Source organism: Dysgonomonas sp. 521 (assembly GCF_010501055.1).
In the GTDB taxonomy this organism is placed as follows: Bacteria; Bacteroidota; Bacteroidia; order Bacteroidales; family Dysgonomonadaceae; genus Dysgonomonas.
Map to the genome: position 1 here is coordinate 24,211 of NZ_QVMO01000043.1, position 22,784 is coordinate 46,994.

Sequence of the window (22,784 nt, forward strand, 5' to 3'; positions counted from 1 at the left end):
AAAAATAGACGATATGTTTTTATGTCTAAATATTTAGACTAAATTTGCCGTATAACTTTTAATGAATGTAATTATGAAAAGATTAGTATTGAGTTTCCTGTTCATCCTTAGTATGTTATCGGTGTTTTCTCAAAAGGTAATAAAAATAGAGTCAGGCAAGATATCTAAGGATAAGCTGGACGAGGCTACAATCCGATGTTATTATAAGTTCTCTCAACCGATAATAATAGATAAGGATTCATTACTACAAACAGACACACTTACTCTTGACATAGGGGCGAAAGCCTCGCTGTATTATGACGCTTCCCGTGCAAGGAGGGATTCTGTTTTTGGAGATTTCATGGCAAACAGGCTCGATCCGAATACGATACAGAGTATGACTGTCCTGAAGGATGCTGACGCTTCGGCTTTTGATGGCACTTCGGGTACAACAATCGAATCAGGCTCTAAAGGAGAAACAGCGCAACTTTATAAAAACCGTCAGGCGGGGGAAATAACGATTATCGAAAGAGCCGATAATAGTGTGGAGCGTTATAAATGTGTAGATAAAATTACGCCTCAGTGGGATATTACTCCCGATACATTAACAGTATTGGGCTATCGATGCCAAAAGGCGACTACAAACTTCAGAGGCAGAACGTATGACGCATGGTTTACGTCCGACATTCCGGTAAATGACGGCCCTTGGAAGTTATATGGCTTGCCCGGCCTTATCTTAAAAGCTCAGGATGCAGAGAATATCTTCTCTTTTGAAATTATAGGTTTGGAGCAACTGAACCCTTCCGTCGATATTTCGATGGCTAAAAGTGATTATATCAAAGCAAACAGGAAGGATATGGAAAAGCTGAAGAAGAAACAGTCCGGAGGTATGGTTGTAAACGTAAACGGAGGGAATGTTACCATTATACAGAAAAAAAATAACAGTGAATCAGTTTCATTAGAAAAAGAATAAAAATGATCACTTCTTCCCTATTTCAACCGCATTATGAAAAGATACCTTCTTATTGTTTTCTTATTTTTACCAGGGTTTATACAGGCTCAGGTTATAATCAGAGGCACTGTCCTCGATGAGGAGCGAAAACCTGTACAGGATTTGAATATTACTGTTCAGGAGCAGTCGAAATCCCTGACTCTTGGATTTGTAATGACTGATGATGACGGAAAATACAGGCTTGAATATAAAGGCAGGAGTGATAGTATTGTCATTACCATTTCCGGCTTTAATGTGAGAAAGCAGTCAAGAACGATAAAAGCTCATAATCAGGAAGTGGACTTCACAGTCGAAAAAGAGTCTATCGTACTGAATGAAGTGAAAATAAATCCGCCAAGGATAAGGCAGACAGGAGATACGCTCAATTATCTGGTGGATGTTTTTTCAGATGCCAATGACAGGACGATAGGCGATGTACTGAAAAAAATGCCGGGCATAAAGGTGCAGGATAACGGCGCTATCTTTTATCAAAACAGGCCGATAAACAAGTTCTACATAGAAAATGCCGACCTATTGCAGGGACGTTATGGTATCGCTACAAATAATATCGAAGCAAAGGATGTTGCCACGGTACAGGTAATGGAGAATCATCAGCCCGTAAAAGCCCTGAAGGGTAAAGAGTTTTCGGAAGATGCCGCTATAAACCTTAAACTGAAAGATTCGGCTAAAGGGACTATTATCGCCAATGCCCAGGTTGGCGTTGGTGCCGCTCCATTATTATGGAACAATGAACTCACTGGCATGTATATCGCTAAAAAGATGCAGAATATAACGACCTACAAAGGGAATAATTCGGGCGATGATGTAACCGCCGAGCTAAATTCTTTTTATTCGGGCGATGCGTCGCAAATGGCTGATAAAGACCTGCTGAATGTGCAAAGTCCGGCATCGCCGTCTATCAGGGAAAAGCGGTATCTGGATAACCGGGCTAATATTTTTTCCTTTAATAACCTGTGGACTCTGAAGAATGATTACCAACTGACCGCTAATGTGAGCTATCTGAACGACTTACAGCAAAAGAGCAGTTATGCGTATACCGAATATTATTTGCCGGGCGACAGCCTGTTGAGGATAGATGAACTGTTAAACTCAAGGCTGAGGGAGGAACGGATAAAAGCCGATATACAGTTGAATGCGAATAAAGATAAATTTTATTTTAATAACCTGCTGAAACTGGATGGAATATGGGATAGGGAACGCGGAGACGCTATTTCGGAGGACAGTGTTTCTCAATACCTGAAAAAGCCGGCTTACGGTATTAGCAATACATTCAATATGGTAAAAACGGGGGAGAAATATACATGGAATTTTTATTCATTCAACGGATACAACACTTCTTCTCAAACACTACTCGTACAACCTGTGTTGTACGACCAATTGTACGACCCTGTATCAGTGCCATCCGCAATGGTACAGGATATCGAACAAGGGAATTTCGCTTCATATAACAAAGTCTCGCTAGGGCTTGGTAAAGGCTCTTTTAAGCAGTCTTACGCGCTTGGCTTCCGTGCCGACATCCGGAACTTAAAATCCGGATTAGGAACTGAGCAGACTTACAATATTGCGGATTCGTTGCGGAACGATATACAACAGAATAAATTTGAATGGACGTTTACACCTAACTATACGTATGCAAAAGGTCGTAAATTAAACATCTCATTGTCATTGCCTTTAAGTTATACTGTATTGGAAACAGAGAACAAAATACAGTCGGAAAAAACATATAAAGCCTATCTTTATTTCAACCCAGGCCTGTTTGTCCACTATAAATTGTCCGGCTACTGGACTTCATTTCTTAATTATAAACATAGTAATTCACTGGGGGATATAAATCAGGTTTACACAGGATACATCATGTCGTCGTACCGTAATCTTTTACGCAATGACGGCAGCCTCTTTAAACAGAAATCGCATAAAGCAAGCCTTTCGCTCAACTATAGGAATCCGCTTACTACTTTATTTGCAATGGCCGATATCAGTTATTTTAACAACAAGGCAAACCTGCTCTACGACTATAGCTATCAGGGTATACTCAAGGTACAGTCCACTATCGCTATGCCGAATACTACGCAGGGTATAAATGCATCTGTGCATGCCAGTAAAGATATAGAGTCGCTTCATTCGACAATTTTCTTAGGCGGGAATTATACAATAAGCAGTTCATCCCAGATTAATCAGGGAGAACTGATCGATTATAATAACCGGAGTTTTTCTGTCTCTCCCCGTATACTTACCAAGATAGGTTCAGCCGCGAGTATCCAGTATGAATTCAACTATGCGCAGAGTATGAGTAGGATCGAGAATGAAGATAAATGCCTTGAGCCGATACGGACAATTGTACAGAATGTCCGCCTGAACTTATTCCCCCTGAAAGGCCTTACCATAAATCTGAAATATGAACATTTTTATAATAACGCGATTCGTTCGGGAAGCCGTTCCATGACTTTTGGCGACATAAGTGTAAAGTATAAGTGGAGAAAGATGGAACTTATGTGTGACTATACCAATATATTTAACTCTAAACAATTTGTGTCGGCCTCGTACAATGATGTAAGCCGCTATTATTCTTCATATGGGCTGCGCCCTGCCGAGATATTATTCAAGGTACGGTTTAAACTGAAATAATGCAGATCAAGAGTTGGTTTAAACAAGTTTATATACTGATTCGTATTAATCATAAAAGCCCCTTTCCATGAGTAGCGAAAGAGGCTTTTACCATCTAATTGATAATACTATTTACCCAATTTTGCTTTCAGCATTTCCGGGATTTCGGAAGGTTCTTTTGCTACATTTACCCCGGCGGCTTCGAGTGCCTCAATCTTTTCGGCAGCGGTACCCGACCCACTTGAGATAATGGCTCCGGCATGGCCCATTTGCTTGCCCGGAGGAGCCGACTGTCCGGCAATGAAGCCTACAACCGGTTTGGTAACATATTTCTTTATATATTCCGCGGCTTGTTCTTCCGCGTTACCTCCAATTTCGCCAATCATAACAATGGCATCGGTGTCAGGGTCGTTTTGCAGCATTTCCAGCAATTCGCGGAAGTAGAGGCCGACTACGGGGTCGCCTCCCATACCCACGGCGGACGATTGTCCCATACCGTTGGCTGTCAGATGGTATACTACTTCGTATGTTAATGTGCCGCTACGGCTGATAACCCCGATATTCCCTTTTTTGAATATTTGTCCCGGCAAGATTCCTACAAGGCTTTTTCCGGGAGACATAAGTCCGGGGCAGTTAGGCCCGATAAGCATCGCGCCCTTCATATCCGCAAAACGGTATGCTTCGACAACATCGAGCGTAGGCACGCCTTCGGATATGCATACGATCAGCTTAATACCTGCATCGGCAGCCTCCATAATGGCGTCTGCGGCAAAGCGGGCGGGTACGAATATGATGGATGTGTTGGCCTGCGTGTTTTCTACAGCTTCGTACACTGTATTAAATACAGGTACACCAAGCATTTCTGTTCCTCCTTTTCCGGGAGTGGTACCTCCTACGACCTTGGTACCGTATTCTAGCATTTTTTTTGTATGGAAACTGCCGTCTCTTCCGGTTATTCCCTGTACTATCAATCGGGTTGATTCATTTATAAGTATGCTCATGTTTTTCTCTTTTAGCTTTGATTCGTTTTATCCGGTTATTTTGAGGCTTCAACAGCCATGCGGGTAGCTTCCCCCATTGTTTCGGCTACCTTGAATCTGGTTCCCTGAAGCATTTCACGGCCTTCTTTCTCATTGGTTCCCGTCAGGCGGACGATGACCGGAATGTCCGTTTCCAATTGTTTGAATGCGGTAAGTAAACCCGAAGCAACATCATCGCAACGGGTTATACCGCCGAATATATTGATCAACACTACTTTCACTTTTTTGTCTTTGAGCAGTAAGGTCATGGCATCGATAACCTTATTTGGGTTAGAGCTTCCTCCGATATCGAGGAAATTGGCAGGAGAGCCTCCATATAGTTTTATCATATCCATTGTGGCCATAGCCAGTCCGGCGCCATTTACCATGCAACCTATTTCCCCGTCGAGGCGAACGAAGCTGAATCCTTTATCCTTTGCCGCGGCTTCTACTTTTTCATCTTCGGTAGGTTCAAACAGGGATAAGACTTCGTGTTGACGGTACAAGGCGTTATCATCAAATGTCATTTTAGCATCTACGGCTATCAGGCCTCCCTGTTCGGTCAGTACAAGCGGGTTGATTTCGGCCAGCGACGCGTCTTTATCAATAAACAGTTTATATAGTTTTTGCAGTATAGAAGCCATTTGATTTACCAGATGCACATCCTTAAACAGTACGAAGGAAAATTTGCGGGCCAGGTAATCTGGTAGCCCAACCAGAGGATCGATAGGGAACTTATGAATCTTTTCAGGCGTTTTTGCCGCTACCTCTTCGATGTCGACTCCTCCTTCGGCACACATCATCAGTATTACAGATTTGGTATTCCTGTCTATTATGAAACTCATGTAATATTCGGAACTGATATCTACTGCCTCTGTAACTATTATTTTGGTTACAGGGTAATCCTTGATCGTCAGCCCTAAAATGTTTTTAGCATGCTGCGATGTCTCGTCTCTGCTTTTAGCCAGCTTTACGCCTCCTGCCTTACCGCGCCCTCCGGTAAGTACCTGCGCTTTTACAACTACATAGTCGGTCGCCAGCTTGTCGTATGCAGCTGCGGCTTCGTTATGCTCATAGCAAAGGAAATATTTTTTAACGGGGATACCATAAGATGAGAACAAGTCTTTAGCCTGATATTCGTGTATCTTCATGGGTATAAAATTTAAAAGGTAAGCACTGTTACAAACTACAATTGCTAAAATTAGCAGGAAGTTTTGAGAAAATGATATGTTTTATTCACTTTTTGTATTAAATGAACTATAGAAAATATTTATAAGAAACTGCTAAGTACATGACAAAAATTATTCAAACACGATTTGGAGACGATGTAGGGGCAGTGGCTTGTCCCTGCCCGCTTGTCATCGTTTACGGGCACCCACAAAGGGATGCCCCTACAGCAGGATATAAAATTTTGTCATGTACTTAGAAGAAACTGTTTAAATTTTATACGTTCATTTTTTACTATGATTACAGGGAATAAAAATAGGAATATCCCGTGTTTGGAATATTCCTATCTTTATTTTTTAGTTCAGACTTGGCAACTGTTAGGAAATCTTTCGTTCTAATTATTAGTCTGTTTTTGAAATAATTTTTCTTTCCGCGAAGCAATAATAGCAGGCTATTTGGCTTCGCCGATTTAACAATTGAACAGAGTGAATAGAAAAATTAGCCCCAAAGAGACTAAAAATGAACGAACAGAAATTGTAGTGTAATATTTTGCTGATATTTAAACAAGCCCTTGAGCAAGTGCTGTTTATCTGTAGTCTTTCAATATCTCCTGCAACCGTTTGCGGGCGAAGAATATGCGGCTTTTAACTGTTCCCAGTGGCAGTCCCATCTTTTCAGCTATTTCTTCGTATTTGTATCCTGAAACATGCATCATGAAAGGTACCTTGTATTCATCAGCAAAGCTGTTTAACACACCGGATATTTCAGCATAAGAGTATGCTCCTTCGGGTGTGTCCAGTCCGGAATCTTGTGGCGCGTTTAACAAATATAGATTATCTGTCTGATCTATAATTGTTTGACTGCGTACCGCCCGGCGGTAGTTGTTCACAAATATGTTGTGCATTATTGTGAATACCCAACCTTTAAAATTTACATTGTTGTGATACTTGTCAAAATTGCTTAAAGCTTTAAGCGTTGCCTCCTGCGTGAGGTCTTTTGCTTCTTCTTTGTTAGTTGTTAAACTTAGTGCAAAGTTTAACATGTTACTCTGTAATCCAATCAAATTTTGTTCTAATACCTGTTTTTTAATTTCCATAATTCTTTTTTTTTATGAGGAGCAACTGTTTACTTGTGCAGGGTTATTATTTGTTTTATTGACACAAAGATATTAACTTTTGTTGAAACTATTGCATCCGCAACTATGTAATTTAAATTAAACTAAGTAAAAATTATATAATTTGATTTTGTAAACACTTGTTATATAATGCGTTAGTATGTAGATATCGAATATTTATATATGACATAGATTTAATCTATTCTTTAAAAATAAATGGCTTAATATATCAAATGTGAATTTTTTATATTCAATTGTTAATGGATTTTGATTGGTTATATTTGTTAATGAGGTTCGGAAATATACAATAAGATCGAAAAAAAAGCCAAAACAAACACTTTGCTATAAGTATAAAATGAATTCATGATGCTTTATCTTTATTAAAGTGTTAACTTTATTGTCTCTATTTATTATTAACGGTAAGTAGACCGTAGGCAGGAAATTTGCAGGTTTATGAAAAATAAAAGGAATAAAATATTAGTGGACGCTTTTCTGGAATGTATTCCTGAAACAAAAAGACTAGTGGGGATCTTGATGGATATTCTTGATTTGAATAAGGAATCTGTATATCGTAGATTAAGGAGTGAGGTGCCTTTTACTTTCGATGAAATATATATTATTGCTCATCATCTGGGTATTTCACTAGACCGTATAATTGGAGTCGGGAATAAGGAAACCGTACCTTTTGATTTTCACATGCATAAATCTACAGATCCGGTAAGTATTTATTCTGAAATACTGAATATGAACCTGGGATTATTTGCTAAAGTAAATGGAGCCAGTACAGCACGGGTAGATTTGATACTGAATCGGTTACCATTTGCATATACACTCCCATTTGAAAACTTGGCTAAGTTTTATTATTATAAATGGTACTATCATACTCAAAATGTTCCGTCTAATTTCTATTTCAAGGATTTCGTTGTACCGGAGCAAATAAAGGAGATCCAAAAAAAGCATGTTGACGATAATGCCATTTTAGGCTGTGATATCACGATACTGATGGATAATAATCTTTTCCTGTCTATGATAAAAGAAATCAATTATTTTGTTAACAGGGGATTGATAACCGAATCGGAGCAAACTCAGTTTCAACGCGAGCTATTGCAATGTGTAGACCTTATCGAAAACGTAGCAAAGAATGGCGTGAATAAAGGTGGCGTTACCATAAATACATACATATCGGCTGTAGATTTAGAGCCCAATTATGTATATATAGAATATGACGATAAAGCATGTATTCATTACTGGACTTCTTCTGCTGAGATATTTAGCTCGTGCGATACGGAGATGTGCGAAAGGCAAAAGGTCTGGATACAGTCGCTGAAAAGATATACGACATTGATTACACGTTGCAATGCACATTGGCGTACCGAGTATTTTGATAAGCAACGCATGTATGTAAGAAAAAAACTATCACCATCTGCTAATCAGCCGGATAATCAGGTGATTACCGAAGAGCCCTTATCTACCTGATGTAACAGGATGGATATACTTACTCTTGCTTTATCGGGAACGGCTGTCGCCACATGTGCCATGAATCTTGTTCCTGCAACTGCTATCATGCTGGATATGAGGTTGTATGGCTGTGTAGTTTGTAAAGTTTGTGTTGAGGTACAGGAAGTCTGGAATGTGATTCTGCGGGCTTCTTTTTTTATAAGAGGCATGGCTTTCATATATGTAGAAAATCGATTATATCCCTGCTATTCATCGCTTCTAAACCATACTTCGCCGCGGCTTTGTCTCCGGCCATCCCGTGTATATATACCCCAAGTATAGCCGCATGTGTGCTGTTATAGCCGCGTGCCAGCAACCCTGTGATATATCCGGCCAGTACATCGCCGCTGCCTCCTTTTGCCATGCCGCTGTTTCCGGTCGGATTAAAGTGGCAATTGCCATCAGGCAGACAAACCATTGTATGTGCGCCTTTTACAATGATAATAGATTTCAGCTTTGCTGCCAGTTTGCGTGCAAGGGTTATCTTTTCTTCTTCATTATGCCATTCTCCAACCAGCCTCTGCAATTCTCCCGGGTGGGGTGTCAGTATGGAGTTTTCGGGGATATGCTGCCTCATTTTATAATTGTCGGCCAATATATTGAGAGCGTCCGCGTCTATTACAATAGGCTTATATGTCGCATTCAATAGGTCTTTGAAGGCTTCGGTTGTCTGATGCCGTTGCCCTAGTCCGCATCCTATTCCTATTGCCGAATATCTGGATATGTCTTTCGGTAATGACGAAAAGTAATCTTCGTCATCAAAACTCAGCATGGCAGAAGGGTAGTTTGCCTGTATAGCCAATCTTTCACTGTGGGGGATATGTGTAGTCACCAGCCCGCAGCCCGAACGCAAGGCCGCACCTGTTGCCAGTGTAGCCGCACCTGCCATCCCTTTCGACCCGCAGATGAGCAGGGCATGCCCGTAAGTGCCCTTGTGCCCGAATTTCTTACGCCCGAGAAGGATACTGCTGATGTATCCCTTCGTAACATAATGGTACAGGGTAGGGGCGTTTTCGATATATTCTTTACTAAGGCCAATCGGTAAAATCTCAATCTCGCCGCAATATTCACCGGCTTCGGGTAGCAACATCGCCAGTTTAGGATATTCCAGCGTAAGGGTAACATCGGCTTTTATTATCTTTTGCCCCGCGTTCCCCCATTCGCTTATCATACCCGATGGCAAGTCGATGGAAATAACCTCATTGGCTAATGCGTTTACCGTTTCGATAACAGACAGTAGCGGTTCTTTCAGCTCTCCTTTTACCCCTGTGCCCAGCAGAGCGTCGATAATAATACATTCGCTGTTGATACTTCCTATGTCAATAGTCTTGATGTAGGAAGGCAACCTTTCCAGATTTGTCCGGCATTCATCCGTCATCTGCTCCTTCCCGAAAGGCATGTATATAGCACAATCGTAACCGGCATGAAACAGCATACGGGCCACAGCCAGCCCGTCGCCACCGTTATTACCCTTTCCTACGAGAAACAGAAGAGGCGAGGTCTTATCTATATGATTGCATATCCATTCAGCGATGGCGTTTGACGCCCTCTCCATCAGGTCGACAGACAGGATAGGCTCATGTTCTATCGTAAATCTGTCGGCTTCTTTTATCTGTGTGCCTGTTAATATTTTCATGCCTTTATCTATTAATAATGTGAATCAGTATTTTGTTTTGTTTAAATTATGTGTTCAATTATTTTTTATTCTGCGCGCAATCGCAGATTGCTTGCCTTACTTTTGGCCGAAGCTCCAAAAGTAAGCAAAAAAGCATTGCGCCCCGCTTCGCCGTACGACCCACCATCGGCTTGCCGGCTGAATGAAGTGATGATAATCTCATCATTGCAATAATTGGCAGACGATGCATAAAAGCGCCCGCACTTCATTCTACGCCGCCTGCACCGGGTGAGTACCCCGTACGCTTGCTAACGGCGCTTGCTGACGCCTGACAAGCTGAATTTATACCAATGTCATCAAGTTAAGTAAATCTTATAGTCTGTCATCCTGAACGATAGAGAAGGATCTCTTTTCTTAAAAGCAATTTGCCTACACGGGATGCTTCGTCCCTCAGCATGACAAAGAGGAAAAAACTTAACTTAATGACATTGAGGGCTATCCTCTTTCTTGACGTTGCGTCGCGACTCCGTGCATCTGTTCCGCAGGCGGGGCACCCACCCGGTGCAGACGGCGTGAAACGGGATGTTGTCCGAGCCGCAGGCGAGTTTCGTCCCGTTTAGCCGGCAAGCCGTTGGTGGGTCGCCGAGGGACAAAGCACTAGCCTTTTGCTTCCTTTTGGGCAATGCCAAAAGGAAGGGCAAGCCCGGGAGGGCGCGGCAGTAGGGAGCTACGGCTAAAGTATTTAGCCTAGGATAGCCGTTATGTAAAAAATAAAAGAACGTTTTAAGTAGCGAGGGCAGAACTAAAATTTATTTTATGTTATGCCGAGTCACGCAAAACGACTAATGTAATTGAACGTTTTAAGTAGCGAGAGCAGAACTAAAATTTATTTTATGTTATGCCGAGTCACGACAAACGACTAATGAAATTGAACATTTAACTTATCAACTACTGATTGACTCTAATAAAAAATTATCTCCCCGTCATCCGAATTAGTATACTTCTTTAGCAACGCCTGCATATATTGCGCGGCCTCCGCCAGTCCTACCGCTCCGCTATAACCGTTTATCAGTGCCAGGAAATTGGTCGTACTCAGGCTGATCTTTGTTCGTTCGTGGTCGCTGGTAGGGGTGCCTATGCCTCCTGCCGAATCGCGATAGACAGGCAATCCTTCTATATTGAGTACGCCTTTTCCTATTCCTTCGTATGGTTCGTTGGCTTTACCTATTCCAAGGGTCAGGGTATCTCCCTGTATTTTATCGGCATCGAACCCGCCAATGGAATAGCCTGTTTTTATCGACACGAGGTTTATCAAATCAACCAGCGTATCAATCTGGTACAGTGGCAAATCACGCAATATGCGGCGGCAGAGCGCTTCCGACGACGGGCGGTAACGGTTCGGGTCTTTTCCGAATTTCTTATATGCTTCCCTTGTTGCGGCTATAGCCGGGTTTTTCTTGATATCTTCTATCTGATGTGCCGCCTTATATGCTGTAGATAAGGTATCTATCTCTTTCCACAACTCTTCGTTATGAGGAGTGTTTTCTACTTGTGCAAAAATGGCTGCACCATGAAAGTCGGGCCAAAGGCTCCTGATCTCTTCCGATATATTTATTCTTATCATATCCGAAAATCGTTTTTTTACTAAACAGTTTCTAAAAAGTGACAAAAGTGACAACTTTTTGAATGTTTTTTAATGTTACCTTTTACTCCAGGTAATACTCGCTATACTATAAGATAAATTATTCTTTCAAAGATACAATTTTAAAAAGATGATCATATTCTTGTTTTATGCATTTCTGTTTTCATAGATAAAAATTCTACCTTTACGGTTCATTAATTAATTGCATATATTTAGAGCCTGTTTAAATTTTAGCGAAAATTTTTATTACAGGTTCAGGTCAATAAGAGTTTATATTCAATAAAAGAGTAAGATGCATATTTTTAGGAGTTTTAGTTGCCACGACTTTCAAGTCGTGTATAATAATACAGATAGAAAACGACTTTAGTCAAAACATTTTGGCTATAGCCATTATCTGATTAGACTATTATCCTCCAGCTAAAGCAGGAGGCAATTAAATCACAGAGAATAAACCATATATAATCTTATTGAATATAAACTCTATAGTTCTTAGCAATTTTTTTATGCTCTTTTTAGCGTTTAGCCCGCTAATTAGCTCCGCTGACCGTTGGTTCGGCTAGCAAAAATGATAAAATCCATCTAAAAATAGCTATAAAAAAGATTTGCTATAAAATTAAAAAAGACTCTTACTTATAATTCATTTTCATGTCTCATTCCCCAAAAGACACCAATCTACTTCATCCCGTCATGTTTGCAGGGACGGGTAGTGATGTTGGCAAGAGTGTTATCACAGCCGCTTTTTGCCGTATCTTTCTGCAGGACGGCTATCGTCCCGCGCCGTTCAAAGCACAGAATATGGCGCTGAATTCGTATGCTACACCCGAAGGGCTTGAAATCGGGCGGGCGCAGGCCGTGCAGGCCGAGGCCGCCGGAGTACCCTGCCACACGGATATGAATCCATTATTGCTGAAACCAACTACGGATAAGGTCTGTCAGGTCGTATTGCATGGGAAACCTCTAGGAAACCGGCATGCTTACGAGTATTTCAGGGTAGAAGGACGGGAGGAACTTCGCAAAGAAGTAAATGACGCGTTCGACCGTCTGGCCTTGCGCTACAATCCCATTGTGATGGAAGGGGCGGGCAGTATTTCCGAGATCAATCTGCGCGCGGTCGATCTGGTAAATATGCCGATGGCTATGCACGCCAAGGCAAATGTAATCCTGGTGGCGGATATCGACCGCGGGGGCGTCTTTGCCTCTGTTTACGGTTCTGTGATGCTGCTTACCGGGGAAGAACGTAAATACGTGAAAGGCATCCTTATCAATAAGTTCAGGGGAGATATCCGTTTGTTCGAGCCGGGGATAAAGATGCTGGAAGACCTTTGCGGTATCCCTGTGATTGGAGTTGTGCCTTATTACAAGGATATTTATATCGAGGAAGAAGATTCTGTGATGCTACAGACCAAAAATCTTCGGGCGGCACACGGAAAAGTAAATATCGCTGTTGTCTTATTGAGGCATTTATCCAACTTCACGGACTTTAATGTGTTGGAACGCGACCCGCGTGTACACCTTTATTACACTAACAATACGGATGAGATAGAGAAGGCGGATATCGTGCTTATTCCCGGTAGTAAAAGTACCCTCTCCGATTTGTACGAACTACGCCGCAACGGGGTTGCCCAAAGCATTGTGAAAGCGCATAAGAACGGGGCTACTGTTGTCGGCATTTGTGGAGGTTACCAGATTATGGGGCAGGAAGTCTGCGACCCTAACCATGTGGAAAGCGATATAGAACGCCTGCCCGGCTTAGGCCTGCTGCCTGTGACAACACAGATGGAAGGCGACAAAGTGACCCGTCAGGTTAAGTTTTCCTTTCTGGGGTCTCAGCCTGTGTGTGAAGGCTATGAGATTCACATGGGCACTACAACGCCTGTGGAAGATGCTGAATCCTCTCCTTTGAACCAACTGGAAGATGGCAGGCAGGATGGTTATTATCTGAATGAAAAATGCTTCGGCACATATATACATGGTATTTTGGATAATGGGGAGGTAATTGATTCTCTATTGGCTCCTTACGCGGAAAAATTATCAGGGGTTCCTTTCGATTTTAAAGCGTTTAAAGAAGATCAGTATAATAAGTTGGCCGACCATGTGCGCAGGCATGTGGATATGGAACTGGTATATAGAATTATGAGTTATGAATTATAAATTATGAATGCAAATTTTTTAACTCATAACTTATAACTTATAATTAAGGAACATGATTAACGGGCACGGAGACGATATATATAGTTATAAAAGGGAGATTGTAAGCAATTTCAGTTCAAATATATACGCGCGGCAGGACGCGTCGGGCTTACACGAATATCTGTGTTCCCGCATAAACGCGATACACTCTTATCCTGAGCCGGATGCCGGTTCTATATCAAAATTACTGGCTGACAAGCATTTCGTTCTCTCAGATAATATCTGTGTGACTAATGGCGCCACAGAGGCTATTTATCTTATTGCGCAGGCCTTCCGGGCTAAAAATTCCGCCGTTGTTTATCCTACATTCAGTGAATATGGAGACGCCTGTTCTGTCCATGAGCATCATATTCGTTGGGTAAAGAATCTGGATGAAGTTTCTCCTCAAACGGATTTAGTCTGGCTATGCAACCCGAATAATCCTACGGGAACAGTTACAGATAAATGCTTTTTGACACGGTATATCGTTTCTCATCCGGAGCAATATATTGTAATAGACCAGTCGTATGAGCATTTTACGATAAAACCTCTGTTCGACATAGCCGAGGCAGTACAGTATAAGAATCTGATCTTGCTGCATTCTATGACCAAGCATTATGCTATACCGGGGCTTCGTCTGGGATACGTTACGGCACATGCCGATACTTTGGCTATGATTTCACGCTACTGTATGCCGTGGTCGGTGAACGGGTTAGCTGTAGAAGCGGGAAAATACTTACTGGAAAACATGCCGGAAGCAATAGATGTAGATGGGTATCTGGCAGAGACAAAGCGTTTTAAAGCAGCATTATCTCAAATTGAAAAAATAGAAACTTATTACACCGATACACACTTTTTTTTATGTAAATTAGCCGGGGGAAAAGCCCGGGACTTGAAGCAATATCTTATCGATGATTTTGGTATACTAATTCGCGATGCCTCTAACTTTTACGGTTTAGATGAGCATTATCTCCGTGTGGCCACCCAGTCTCCCTCAGAAAATGATTTACTGGTAAAAGCGATCAGAGAATGGATATAAAATTGCTATATACTTTTCTCCCTTTGATAATGGGGTGGATAGCCGACAGGCTAACCGGCGACCCGCGTTGGCTTCCGCATCCTGTAGTAGGCATGGGTAAAGTGATAGCATGGGGCGAAAAATGGCTTAACCGCTATGGGAAACGGGTTTTTAAAGGGGCTGTATTCTCCATTATCCTGATTGCAGGCAGTTATCTCCTTATCTGGTTTATAATTAAAGAATTAAACGCGATTCACCCCTGTCTGTCTGTGTTGTTCTCATTCTTCATAATATTCTTTTGCCTGGCAGGTAAAACACTGATAGATGAAGTGAGGAACGTATTTCTTGCCCTCGATTCATCGGTGGAAGAGGGGAGGAGACAGGTTGCCCGTATTGTCGGGCGTGATACTTCAAGCTTGTCTCCCCAACAAATCCGTACAGCCGCATTAGAAACCTTGTCCGAAAACCTTAGCGATGGAGTGATCGCACCCCTGTTCTGGTTTATGCTTTTGGGTGCTCCCGGTATGTTTGCCTATAAGATGGTCAATACGCTCGATTCTATGATTGGGTATAAGAACGAGCGGTATAAACAGTTTGGTTGCTGGGCTGCCCGTATCGATGACATTGCCAATTATATTCCTGCCCGTTTAACCGCGTTGCTGATGATAATAGCCAGTGGGAAGCTGTCCTTGTTTTCTTTTGTTGAAAAGTACGGCAGTCAGCATGCAAGCCCAAACTCCGGTTATCCTGAAGCCGCTTTGGCAGGTATATTGGATTGTCGCTTTGGCGGGCCTAATACCTATTTCGGCCAGATTGTAGAGAAACCTTATATTGGATACAATGAGAAAGAACTGACTACCACCGATCTCAAAGTGGCTGTCAGAATCAATATATTAACCGAGATACTGATGCTGATACTCGTGATCGCTGTAATAGCGTTAATAAACTATTTTCAGGCGTAATGTCAGGTTCTTCCGGAAAATATGTTTTTCAACATAATTATTTTTTTCAACTGGAATCTATATGTTTATAATCAGATGGTTATATCTTTTCCTTAACTTTGTGTGTGCGCACACGCATTTGTTTACTACATCTAAAAGATTAAATTTGTAAATAATTAAGAAACTGTTTAAATTTTATTCGTTCAAATTTTTAGAGATGTTTTAGAGATGTTTTTTTCTTTCTTGAAACGATAATAGCGGGCTATTTGAGTTGAGAGAAAGGAAAAAAGAGCCAAAAACAGACTAAAAATGAACGAAGAAAAAGATATAATAAAATATTCGTATAAAATTTAAACAGTTTCTAAATGTGTGCGTACACATAGTTTATTTGAATATGAATATACGGATTATAGACATTGCCCGTTTGGCAGGAGTTTCCACAGGTACGGTAGACCGGGTTTTACATAACAGGGGAAGAGTGTCGGAGGAAAAAAGAGCCAAAGTAGAAAAGGTTCTGAAAGAGATTAACTATGAGCCCAACATGGTTGCCCGTTTTCTGGCTTCGAAGAAGAGTTATAAGTTTGCCATCCTGGCTCCCACCTATTCGGCCGGCGATTATTGGGAGTTGGTATGCGAGGGTATCAATAGGGCTGCCGACGAGTTGAAGAAATTCAATATCAGTATAGAATACTTCCTCTTTAACCAGTACGATCGGTTTTCATTTGTAAACGCGACCAATGCTTTTAAAGAAAAGGAGTTTGACGGTGTGCTGATTGCCACCCTATTTGGCGATTATGTCATCAAATTGTCGAAGGAACTCGATGCTAAAGGGCTACCTTATATCTATATAGATTCGGGCATTTCCGGTCAAAAGGATCTGTCCTACTTTGGAGGGGATTCATTCGGGTCGGGTACTATCGCCGCAAAACTGTTGTTGAGTGAGATCAGCCTCGATGCGCAGATTATAATAGCCCATATCCGTTTCAGGTACAGGGAAATTTCCGTACAGATGAAAACCCGGGAACGCGGATTTATGCTATATCTGGATAATCATAATTTTACAGGGAAGATACATCATATAGAAATTAATCCGGATGACTATGTGAAAAGTCTGGGCGAACTGGAAAGTATAATCAGGGAGAGTACGGGAGTAGTCGGCGGCATTGTCCTCAATTCGCGTATATATGAGTTGGTAACCCTACTCGGAAAACTGGATAAAAGTCTGCAGGATAAGATAAAACTGATAGGCCATGACGCGATAGACCGCAATGTGAGGGGACTGAAAGACGGGCAGATATCATTCATTCTATCCCAACGTCCCGATTTACAGGGCTATGACGCGTTAAAGGCAATGGCTAATTACTTCTTGTTTAAGCAATTGCCTCAGAAGGTAAACTATATGCCTATCGATATTCTGATAAAGGAAAATGTAGACTACTATACTAATTATAAGTTATGAATATGGGGAAAAACATATTTGAAATAGAAGGTAAAGTTATCCTTATCACAGGCGGCTATGGCATTCTTGGCTCCCAAATGGCGGAATATCTGGCCTCACAGGGCGCCCAAATTGTTATACTGGGACGCTCTGAAGAAAAAGGAGAAGCCCTTGCCGGAAAGATAAAGTCGTCAGGGAATGAGGCTGTTTCCTTGGTTTGTGATGTTATGGATCAGGGTTGCCTGGAAAAGAATAAAAAAGATATTCTGCAAAAATACGGGAGAATAGATGTATTGATAAATGCCGCCGGAGGAAATATGCCGGGTGCGACTATTCCACCGGATAAAACAATATTTGATATAGATGTGGCGGCATTCAGGGATGTTGTAGACCTGAATCTTTTTGGAACGGTACTACCTACCCTCGTTTTTGCCAAAGCGATGGTAGATAACGGCAAAGGGAATATAATCAATATCGCGTCCGAATCTTCATTCCGCCCGTTGACGCGTGTAATGGGATACGGCGTGGCAAAGGCAGCAGTAGCTAATTTTACGAAATATATGGCAGGGGAGTTGGCTATCAAATTCGGGGACAATTTCCGTGTAAACGCCATCGCGCCCGGGTTCTTCATTACCGAGCAGAACCGCTCCCTGATGCTGAATCCGGATGGTACATATACCGATCGGGCTAAGTCTGTAATTGCACATACTCCGTTTCGCCGTTTTGGCGAAGCTGATGAACTGCTGGGCTCCGTACATTATCTGGTAAGCGATGCTTCGGCTTTTGTGAACGGTTCTATTCTGGTGGTGGATGGAGGTTTTGATTCATTTACTATATAAGGCCCCCTAAATCCCCCAATGGGGGACTAGGGAAAAATGAAAATATTAATAATATAAATAAAAGGGGGGTGTCTCAAAAGTAAAACATCTCTATCAAATTGTTACTCTCTTTGTCATTCTGAATGCAATGAAGAATCTCGACCCTCCAGATACGAGATGTTTCACTCCGTTCAACATGACAAAAAGATATGAAAAAATACTTTTGAGACACCCCCTTGAGGAGGCAAAATGATACTTAGCGAACAAACATGGCGATGGTACGGGCCCAATGACCCGGTTTCATTATCAGATATAAAACAGGCCGGGGCAACAGGCATTGTTACGGCCTTACACCATATTAAGAATGGTGAAGTATGGACTGTAGAGGAAATACAAAAACGGAAGGACACAATAGAAGAAATAGGGCTTAAATGGTCTGTCGTGGAAAGTATTCCGGTGCATGAGCATATAAAAACTCAGGAAGGAAATTATAAAGAGTATATTGAGAATTATAAGCAAAGTATCCACAATCTGGCCAAATACGGCATTATGATTGTGACATACAACTTTATGCCTGTACTGGACTGGACACGTACAGACCTAGCCTATACGATGCCCGATGGCTCGAAAGCGTTACGCTTCGAACGTGATGCTTTTATGGCTTTCGAACTGTTTATATTGAAGCGTCCGGATGCAGATAAAGAGTATTCTGCCGAGGATATAGCAAAAGCGAAAAGGCGCTTCGATGAAATGACTCAGGAGGATAAAGACTTGTTGGTACGAAATATGATTGCCGGCCTGCCGGGTGCGGAAGAAAGTTTTACCCTTGAAGAATTTCAGGCTCAGTTGAACCGTTACAACCATATAGATGCAGAAACTCTCAGGAAGAACCTGATTGAATTTATAAAAGAAATAGCTCCCGTTGCCGATGAGGTGGGCGTGAAGCTGGCTATTCACCCTGACGATCCTCCATATCCGATACTTGGCTTGCCCCGTATTCTGAGCACCGAGGCGGATTTTAATAAGCTGGTTGAAGCAGTACCCAATAAGTCGAACGGGCTTTGCTTCTGCACAGGCTCATTCGGCGTACGTGCCGATAATGACCTGCCCAATATGATTAAGCGTCTGGGAGACAGGATCAATTTTGTACATCTGCGTTCTACCCAGCGCGATGCGGAAGGTAATTTCTACGAAGCGAATCATCTGGAGGGCGATGTGGATATGTATGGTGTAATGAAAGGATTTTTGGAGATTCAGCAACAACGTAATGTCTCCATCCCTTTCCGTCCCGACCACGGGCACCAGATGATTGACGATTTGGATAAGAAAACCAATCCGGGATATTCCTGTATAGGGCGTTTAAGGGGGTTGGCAGAACTCAGAGGTTTGGAGTTGGGGATTGCCAGGACTTTGTATAAATAGTCTTTAATTTTCAAATACTTATGTCATGCTGAACGAAGTGAAACATCCCGTGTCCGGAGGGTCGAGATTCTTCACTCCGTTCAGAATGACAAAAATCATCGATTACTCGTATGTCGTAATATTCTTAACCCCCACAATCTTCTTTTCAGCTACCGAAGTGCTGAATAGTATTTTTATTTCTTCTTCTGTAAATTTCGTTACCGGAGCAAAATCAGCAGAGGCCATATAATCGACTATCGACTGATGGAATTGCTTTCCTTCCGGTTTGTCGTTTATTGCGTTGAGGTTGCACATACTTACCAGCAGTTTACCTTCCCCAACTTGCACTTCATACAATAAACCCAACTTATGATTTCGTTCGATATTATCAACTACCTGTACCAGCGGTTTATAATCTTTTGGTGTCTTGTCCAGAATGAACGGACGCGAATTTTTAGATATAATCCACCATTGCCAGTTACTATGCGCCTCTGTCGGGAAGTTTTTGAATAGCGGACAGGACGGGTCGGTCAGGATAGATAGCGTTCCCGGAGAGACATCGCGTTTTACCCATTCCGAAATATTCTTGAACATGGCATAATTCCAGTAGTCAGGCGTAAAGAGTCCGCCGACTGATAATTTTTCTATTTCTTTATGCTCAGGGATGTAGAGCACCTTTTTGCCTTGTTTCAGCAATTCCAGTGCCTCCGTCAGCGAGGTCGTTTCATTTACATCCGGGTTTGCGGTCACTTCTTTGTCGGGATACACCCAAATGTCATATTGATTAACATGGGAACCGAGTTGTAACGTAAGTTTTAGCTGTGTAGCCTGACCGATATTCCGAAGCGGGACTTCTATTTTACCCGCTTCCGTTAACTCTCCCTGCGAAACATTTACAGATAGCTCACCTTTGGCTATGTTTGTTTTATCACTTGCTTTATGCAAAGTCCATGACAGGTTTCTGCCCGAAAGCGCGGCTTTAGAATAGTTGCTTACTTTTACCGTTGCGGCAAATGTTTCATTATTACTCCAGCAGTATTTAGACATTACAGACAGGGGTACTATTTCGTCACAGAATCCTTTAAACTCTTTTGCTTCCATGCCTCCTTTGTTATCCATAAAGGCATCGAGGATACCAACGTATGCACTCCCCTGTCCCGGATAATCCTGTAAGTCGAGTACCTGAAAACCTCCGAATCCCGGAGTGCGGAAGCACATTTCTATATCAGCCTTATAACAAAGTGCGGCAAATCGTGCCGTAGCCTTATTGAAGTCCTGAGCCTGATCCTGTAATCCGTTTTCCTGTAATCGGCGTTGGAATATTTCCATATTGTAGGGATAGAGAACGCCTGTATATTTTTTTATCTCATTATAATCGGGATATACCTGGAATTGCCCGTTTTCGTGGCTGATAACTGGCACTGTACAGTCGGCGGTGGCATTCGCAAAATTCAGGCATGTGGAAGGATATACACCGTTCATATAGCCTCCGTCTTTAGCATCGGCGAATGAGAATGTAGCGCGTGTATGCTGCGAAAAATCGTCCGAACCCACCTGTCCGCCTACACGGCATGTGACAAAGAAATCCTCGCCTTGCTGCTGTCCTGCAGTCCCCAGCATATTATTAGCGCCAAAAGCATAAAGCCTGCGCTTATCTGCTTTCCTGAAATCTGTAACCATATTGCGCATCACTTCTACATCGCCGCCCAGTTCGTTGCCCAGCGCCATCATTACAAATGAAGGGTTGTTGCCGTATGCTGTCAGGACGTGTTCGCCTTCATTTATCAGGAATTTATTGAGGTCTACATTGGCCGTATCCATGCCTCCCCAGTAGGGTAATTCGGCCTGCATGTAAATGCCCTCCTCGTTTGCAGCATCGAAGGCTGCCTGCGGCGGTGTCCACGAATGGAACCGGTAATGGTTCAACCCATATTCTTTTGAGATGCGCATTTGTTTTTTCCATTCTTCTTTGTCCATTGGCGGATAGCCCGTCAGAGGGAATACACAGGCGTCATGCTTGCCCCGCAGGAATGTTTTCAGTGAGTTGATTGTAAACTGTGTACCTTTTGTAGAAAAATCCCTGATGCCGAAATCAATCGTATATGTATCTTTTATATTCTGGCTTTCTATCTCAAAATTAACCTTATACAGAGCAGGGTCGAATTCGCTCCACAAGATTTTTCTATCTCCTGTATTTATATCGAATTTGTATATATCCTGTCCTTCTCCGAGCTGGATATTGATCGTTTGTTCGGGTATGGTTGCCTCTTCATTGGTGTTCCATACATAGCCTTTTACTGTGATTTTTGCCGCTCCGCTTACAGATGATTTTATTCGGGCAACCACAGGTATGTTTTTGGAAGATACATCAGGATAAACTTGTAAATCACTGATTAATATCCCGTCATTGGCTTCCAGTCCGAATCTGCCTATAACGCCGTTCCAGTTGGTCTGTGTGGCGTCTGTCCACGCGTGCGAACCGTGTATTCCCTGCGGTACGGAGTTCGGGCCGTTATCTATCTCTATTGTTATGGTGTGTTTCCCTTCCCGAAGTTTGCCGATGGTATATATTTGAGAGGAGAGTATCAGGGAGTTTGTTCCTATGCTGTCTCCGTCAATCCATACAGTCGATGGTTTTGTCCGTTCCATAATCAGTTGCCACTCTTTCTGTGCCGAGGTAGCGGGTATTTCAATTTCACGGGTATATTTCATTTTTCCCATATACGGGTTGAGGCGTGTCAGTTGTCCTGTATTCAGGGTATCGGTATTCCGTGGTGCCAGGCGGCTTTCGTCTACTGTACCCGGAAGTTTTATTTTTCCAAGGTCGCACTGCCATTCGCCCTCAAGGGAAATAAATTCGCGTTGGCTGAATACCGGTTTTTCGCTTGTGCAATTAGTCGTTGATAATAAGAGTAACCAAAGTGAAGTAAAGAGAAGAAAAATAAATCGCATAAGTGTAGAGTTAACAATTAATTATTTATACAAAGATAAACCAAAATATTGTATATGAAAGGCCTGTAAGTATTCTTTCGGATGTTAATAATGCGAATCAAGGGTTAAAAAGCACAGTGACTTATTGTCCCGAAGGGACTGAAGGTGGATAACCACGGGTAAAACCCGTGGCAGGAACTGACAGAAGAATATGTCTCCGTAGGAGGCAAATAGCAAAAACAAATGCCATTCGCCTCCTACGGAGACGGCCTCTCCCTATCCGCTTTTTCCACGGGTTTTACCCGTAGTTATCCATATTAGCCCACTTCGTGGACTTAGAACCCTGACTACAAAACAGAAGATTGATTTATAATAGTTACTACAACCCAAAGCAACCCTTGATTCGCGTTAATAATAGA

General features: G+C 42.2%; 18 protein-coding genes. 11 read left to right on the forward strand and 7 right to left on the reverse strand.

Translation table 11 applies throughout. From position 1 onward, the window contains the following. The first annotated feature begins 73 nt into the window (after nt 1-73). Both D0T84_RS12845 and D0T84_RS12850 read left to right on the forward strand, forming a co-directional pair. Nucleotides 74-952: a GLPGLI family protein gene (locus tag D0T84_RS12845; protein ID WP_163308277.1), complete on the forward strand. Its 879-nt coding sequence runs from the start codon at nt 74-76 to the stop codon at nt 950-952. A 33-nt stretch (nt 953-985) separates the two neighbouring features. Beyond that, nucleotides 986-3,616, forward strand: a complete 2,631-nt coding sequence (locus D0T84_RS12850; protein WP_163308278.1) for a carboxypeptidase-like regulatory domain-containing protein — start codon at nt 986-988, stop codon at nt 3,614-3,616. Nucleotides 3,617-3,723: 107 nt separating this feature from the next. Here D0T84_RS12850 and sucD read toward each other — a convergent pair whose 3' ends face one another. After that, entirely contained in the window at nt 3,724-4,596 is an 873-nt protein-coding gene (gene sucD / locus D0T84_RS12855) for a succinate--CoA ligase subunit alpha (protein ID WP_163308279.1), read from the reverse strand. Between the two features lie 35 nt (nt 4,597-4,631). After that, nucleotides 4,632-5,765, reverse strand: coding sequence for an ADP-forming succinate--CoA ligase subunit beta (gene sucC, locus D0T84_RS12860; protein WP_163308280.1), 1,134 nt, complete (start codon nt 5,763-5,765; stop codon nt 4,632-4,634). A gap of 140 nt (nt 5,766-5,905) precedes the next feature. On the opposite strand from sucC, the gene D0T84_RS22995 reads away from it, so the two are divergent. Further along, nucleotides 5,906-6,040: a hypothetical protein gene (locus D0T84_RS22995; RefSeq protein WP_255495352.1), complete on the forward strand. Its 135-nt coding sequence runs from the start codon at nt 5,906-5,908 to the stop codon at nt 6,038-6,040. 327 nt (nt 6,041-6,367) lie between these two features. Here D0T84_RS22995 and D0T84_RS12865 read toward each other — a convergent pair whose 3' ends face one another. After that, the gene (locus D0T84_RS12865; protein ID WP_163308281.1) at nt 6,368-6,877 is read right to left on the reverse strand and encodes an RNA polymerase sigma factor; all 510 of its coding nucleotides are present in this window, start codon (nt 6,875-6,877) and stop codon (nt 6,368-6,370) included. A gap of 471 nt (nt 6,878-7,348) precedes the next feature. On the opposite strand from D0T84_RS12865, the gene D0T84_RS12870 reads away from it, so the two are divergent. After that, a complete protein-coding gene (locus tag D0T84_RS12870) occupies nt 7,349-8,371 on the forward strand; it encodes a hypothetical protein (RefSeq protein WP_163308282.1) in 1,023 nt (340 codons plus the stop codon). On the opposite strand, the gene D0T84_RS12875 is transcribed toward D0T84_RS12870, so the two are convergent. Together D0T84_RS12875 and D0T84_RS12880 are read right to left on the reverse strand one after the other, a co-directional pair. Next, the gene (locus D0T84_RS12875) at nt 8,338-8,562 is read right to left on the reverse strand and encodes a hypothetical protein (RefSeq protein ID WP_163308283.1); all 225 of its coding nucleotides are present in this window, start codon (nt 8,560-8,562) and stop codon (nt 8,338-8,340) included. The genes D0T84_RS12870 and D0T84_RS12875 overlap by 34 nt on opposite strands. Nucleotides 8,563-8,567: 5 nt before the next feature. Next, nucleotides 8,568-10,028, reverse strand: a complete 1,461-nt coding sequence (locus tag D0T84_RS12880) for an NAD(P)H-hydrate dehydratase (RefSeq protein WP_163308284.1) — start codon at nt 10,026-10,028, stop codon at nt 8,568-8,570. Between the two features lie 48 nt (nt 10,029-10,076). Between D0T84_RS12880 and D0T84_RS12885 the strand changes: the two genes are divergently transcribed. Further along, nucleotides 10,077-10,241, forward strand: coding sequence for a hypothetical protein (locus tag D0T84_RS12885; RefSeq protein ID WP_163308285.1), 165 nt, complete (start codon nt 10,077-10,079; stop codon nt 10,239-10,241). A 727-nt stretch (nt 10,242-10,968) separates the two neighbouring features. On the opposite strand, the gene D0T84_RS12890 is transcribed toward D0T84_RS12885, so the two are convergent. After that, nucleotides 10,969-11,631 (reverse strand): B3/4 domain-containing protein, encoded by a 663-nt coding sequence (locus D0T84_RS12890; protein WP_163308286.1) that lies wholly within the window; start codon nt 11,629-11,631, stop codon nt 10,969-10,971. A gap of 663 nt (nt 11,632-12,294) precedes the next feature. Between D0T84_RS12890 and D0T84_RS12895 the strand changes: the two genes are divergently transcribed. The 6 genes from D0T84_RS12895 to uxuA all read left to right on the forward strand — a co-directional run bounded on the left by D0T84_RS12895 (nt 12,295) and on the right by uxuA (nt 19,455). Beyond that, entirely contained in the window at nt 12,295-13,800 is a 1,506-nt protein-coding gene (locus D0T84_RS12895) for a cobyric acid synthase (protein ID WP_163308287.1), read from the forward strand. Between the two features lie 52 nt (nt 13,801-13,852). Beyond that, nucleotides 13,853-14,857, forward strand: a complete 1,005-nt coding sequence (locus D0T84_RS12900; protein ID WP_163308288.1) for a threonine-phosphate decarboxylase — start codon at nt 13,853-13,855, stop codon at nt 14,855-14,857. Continuing rightward, complete coding sequence (gene cbiB / locus D0T84_RS12905) at nt 14,848-15,798, forward strand: adenosylcobinamide-phosphate synthase CbiB (RefSeq protein ID WP_163308289.1); 951 nt, start codon at nt 14,848-14,850, stop codon at nt 15,796-15,798. Before D0T84_RS12900 ends, cbiB begins: the two co-directional genes overlap by 10 nt. A gap of 373 nt (nt 15,799-16,171) precedes the next feature. After that, nucleotides 16,172-17,236: a substrate-binding domain-containing protein gene (locus tag D0T84_RS12910; protein WP_185155738.1), complete on the forward strand. Its 1,065-nt coding sequence runs from the start codon at nt 16,172-16,174 to the stop codon at nt 17,234-17,236. A 2-nt stretch (nt 17,237-17,238) separates the two neighbouring features. Then, entirely contained in the window at nt 17,239-18,054 is an 816-nt protein-coding gene (locus D0T84_RS12915) for an SDR family oxidoreductase (RefSeq protein ID WP_163308291.1), read from the forward strand. A 228-nt stretch (nt 18,055-18,282) separates the two neighbouring features. Beyond that, complete coding sequence (gene uxuA, locus D0T84_RS12920; RefSeq protein WP_163308292.1) at nt 18,283-19,455, forward strand: mannonate dehydratase; 1,173 nt, start codon at nt 18,283-18,285, stop codon at nt 19,453-19,455. 102 nt (nt 19,456-19,557) lie between these two features. On the opposite strand, the gene D0T84_RS12925 is transcribed toward uxuA, so the two are convergent. Then, a complete protein-coding gene (locus D0T84_RS12925; protein ID WP_163308293.1) occupies nt 19,558-22,386 on the reverse strand; it encodes a glycoside hydrolase in 2,829 nt (942 codons plus the stop codon). Nucleotides 22,387-22,784: the final 398 nt, after the last annotated feature.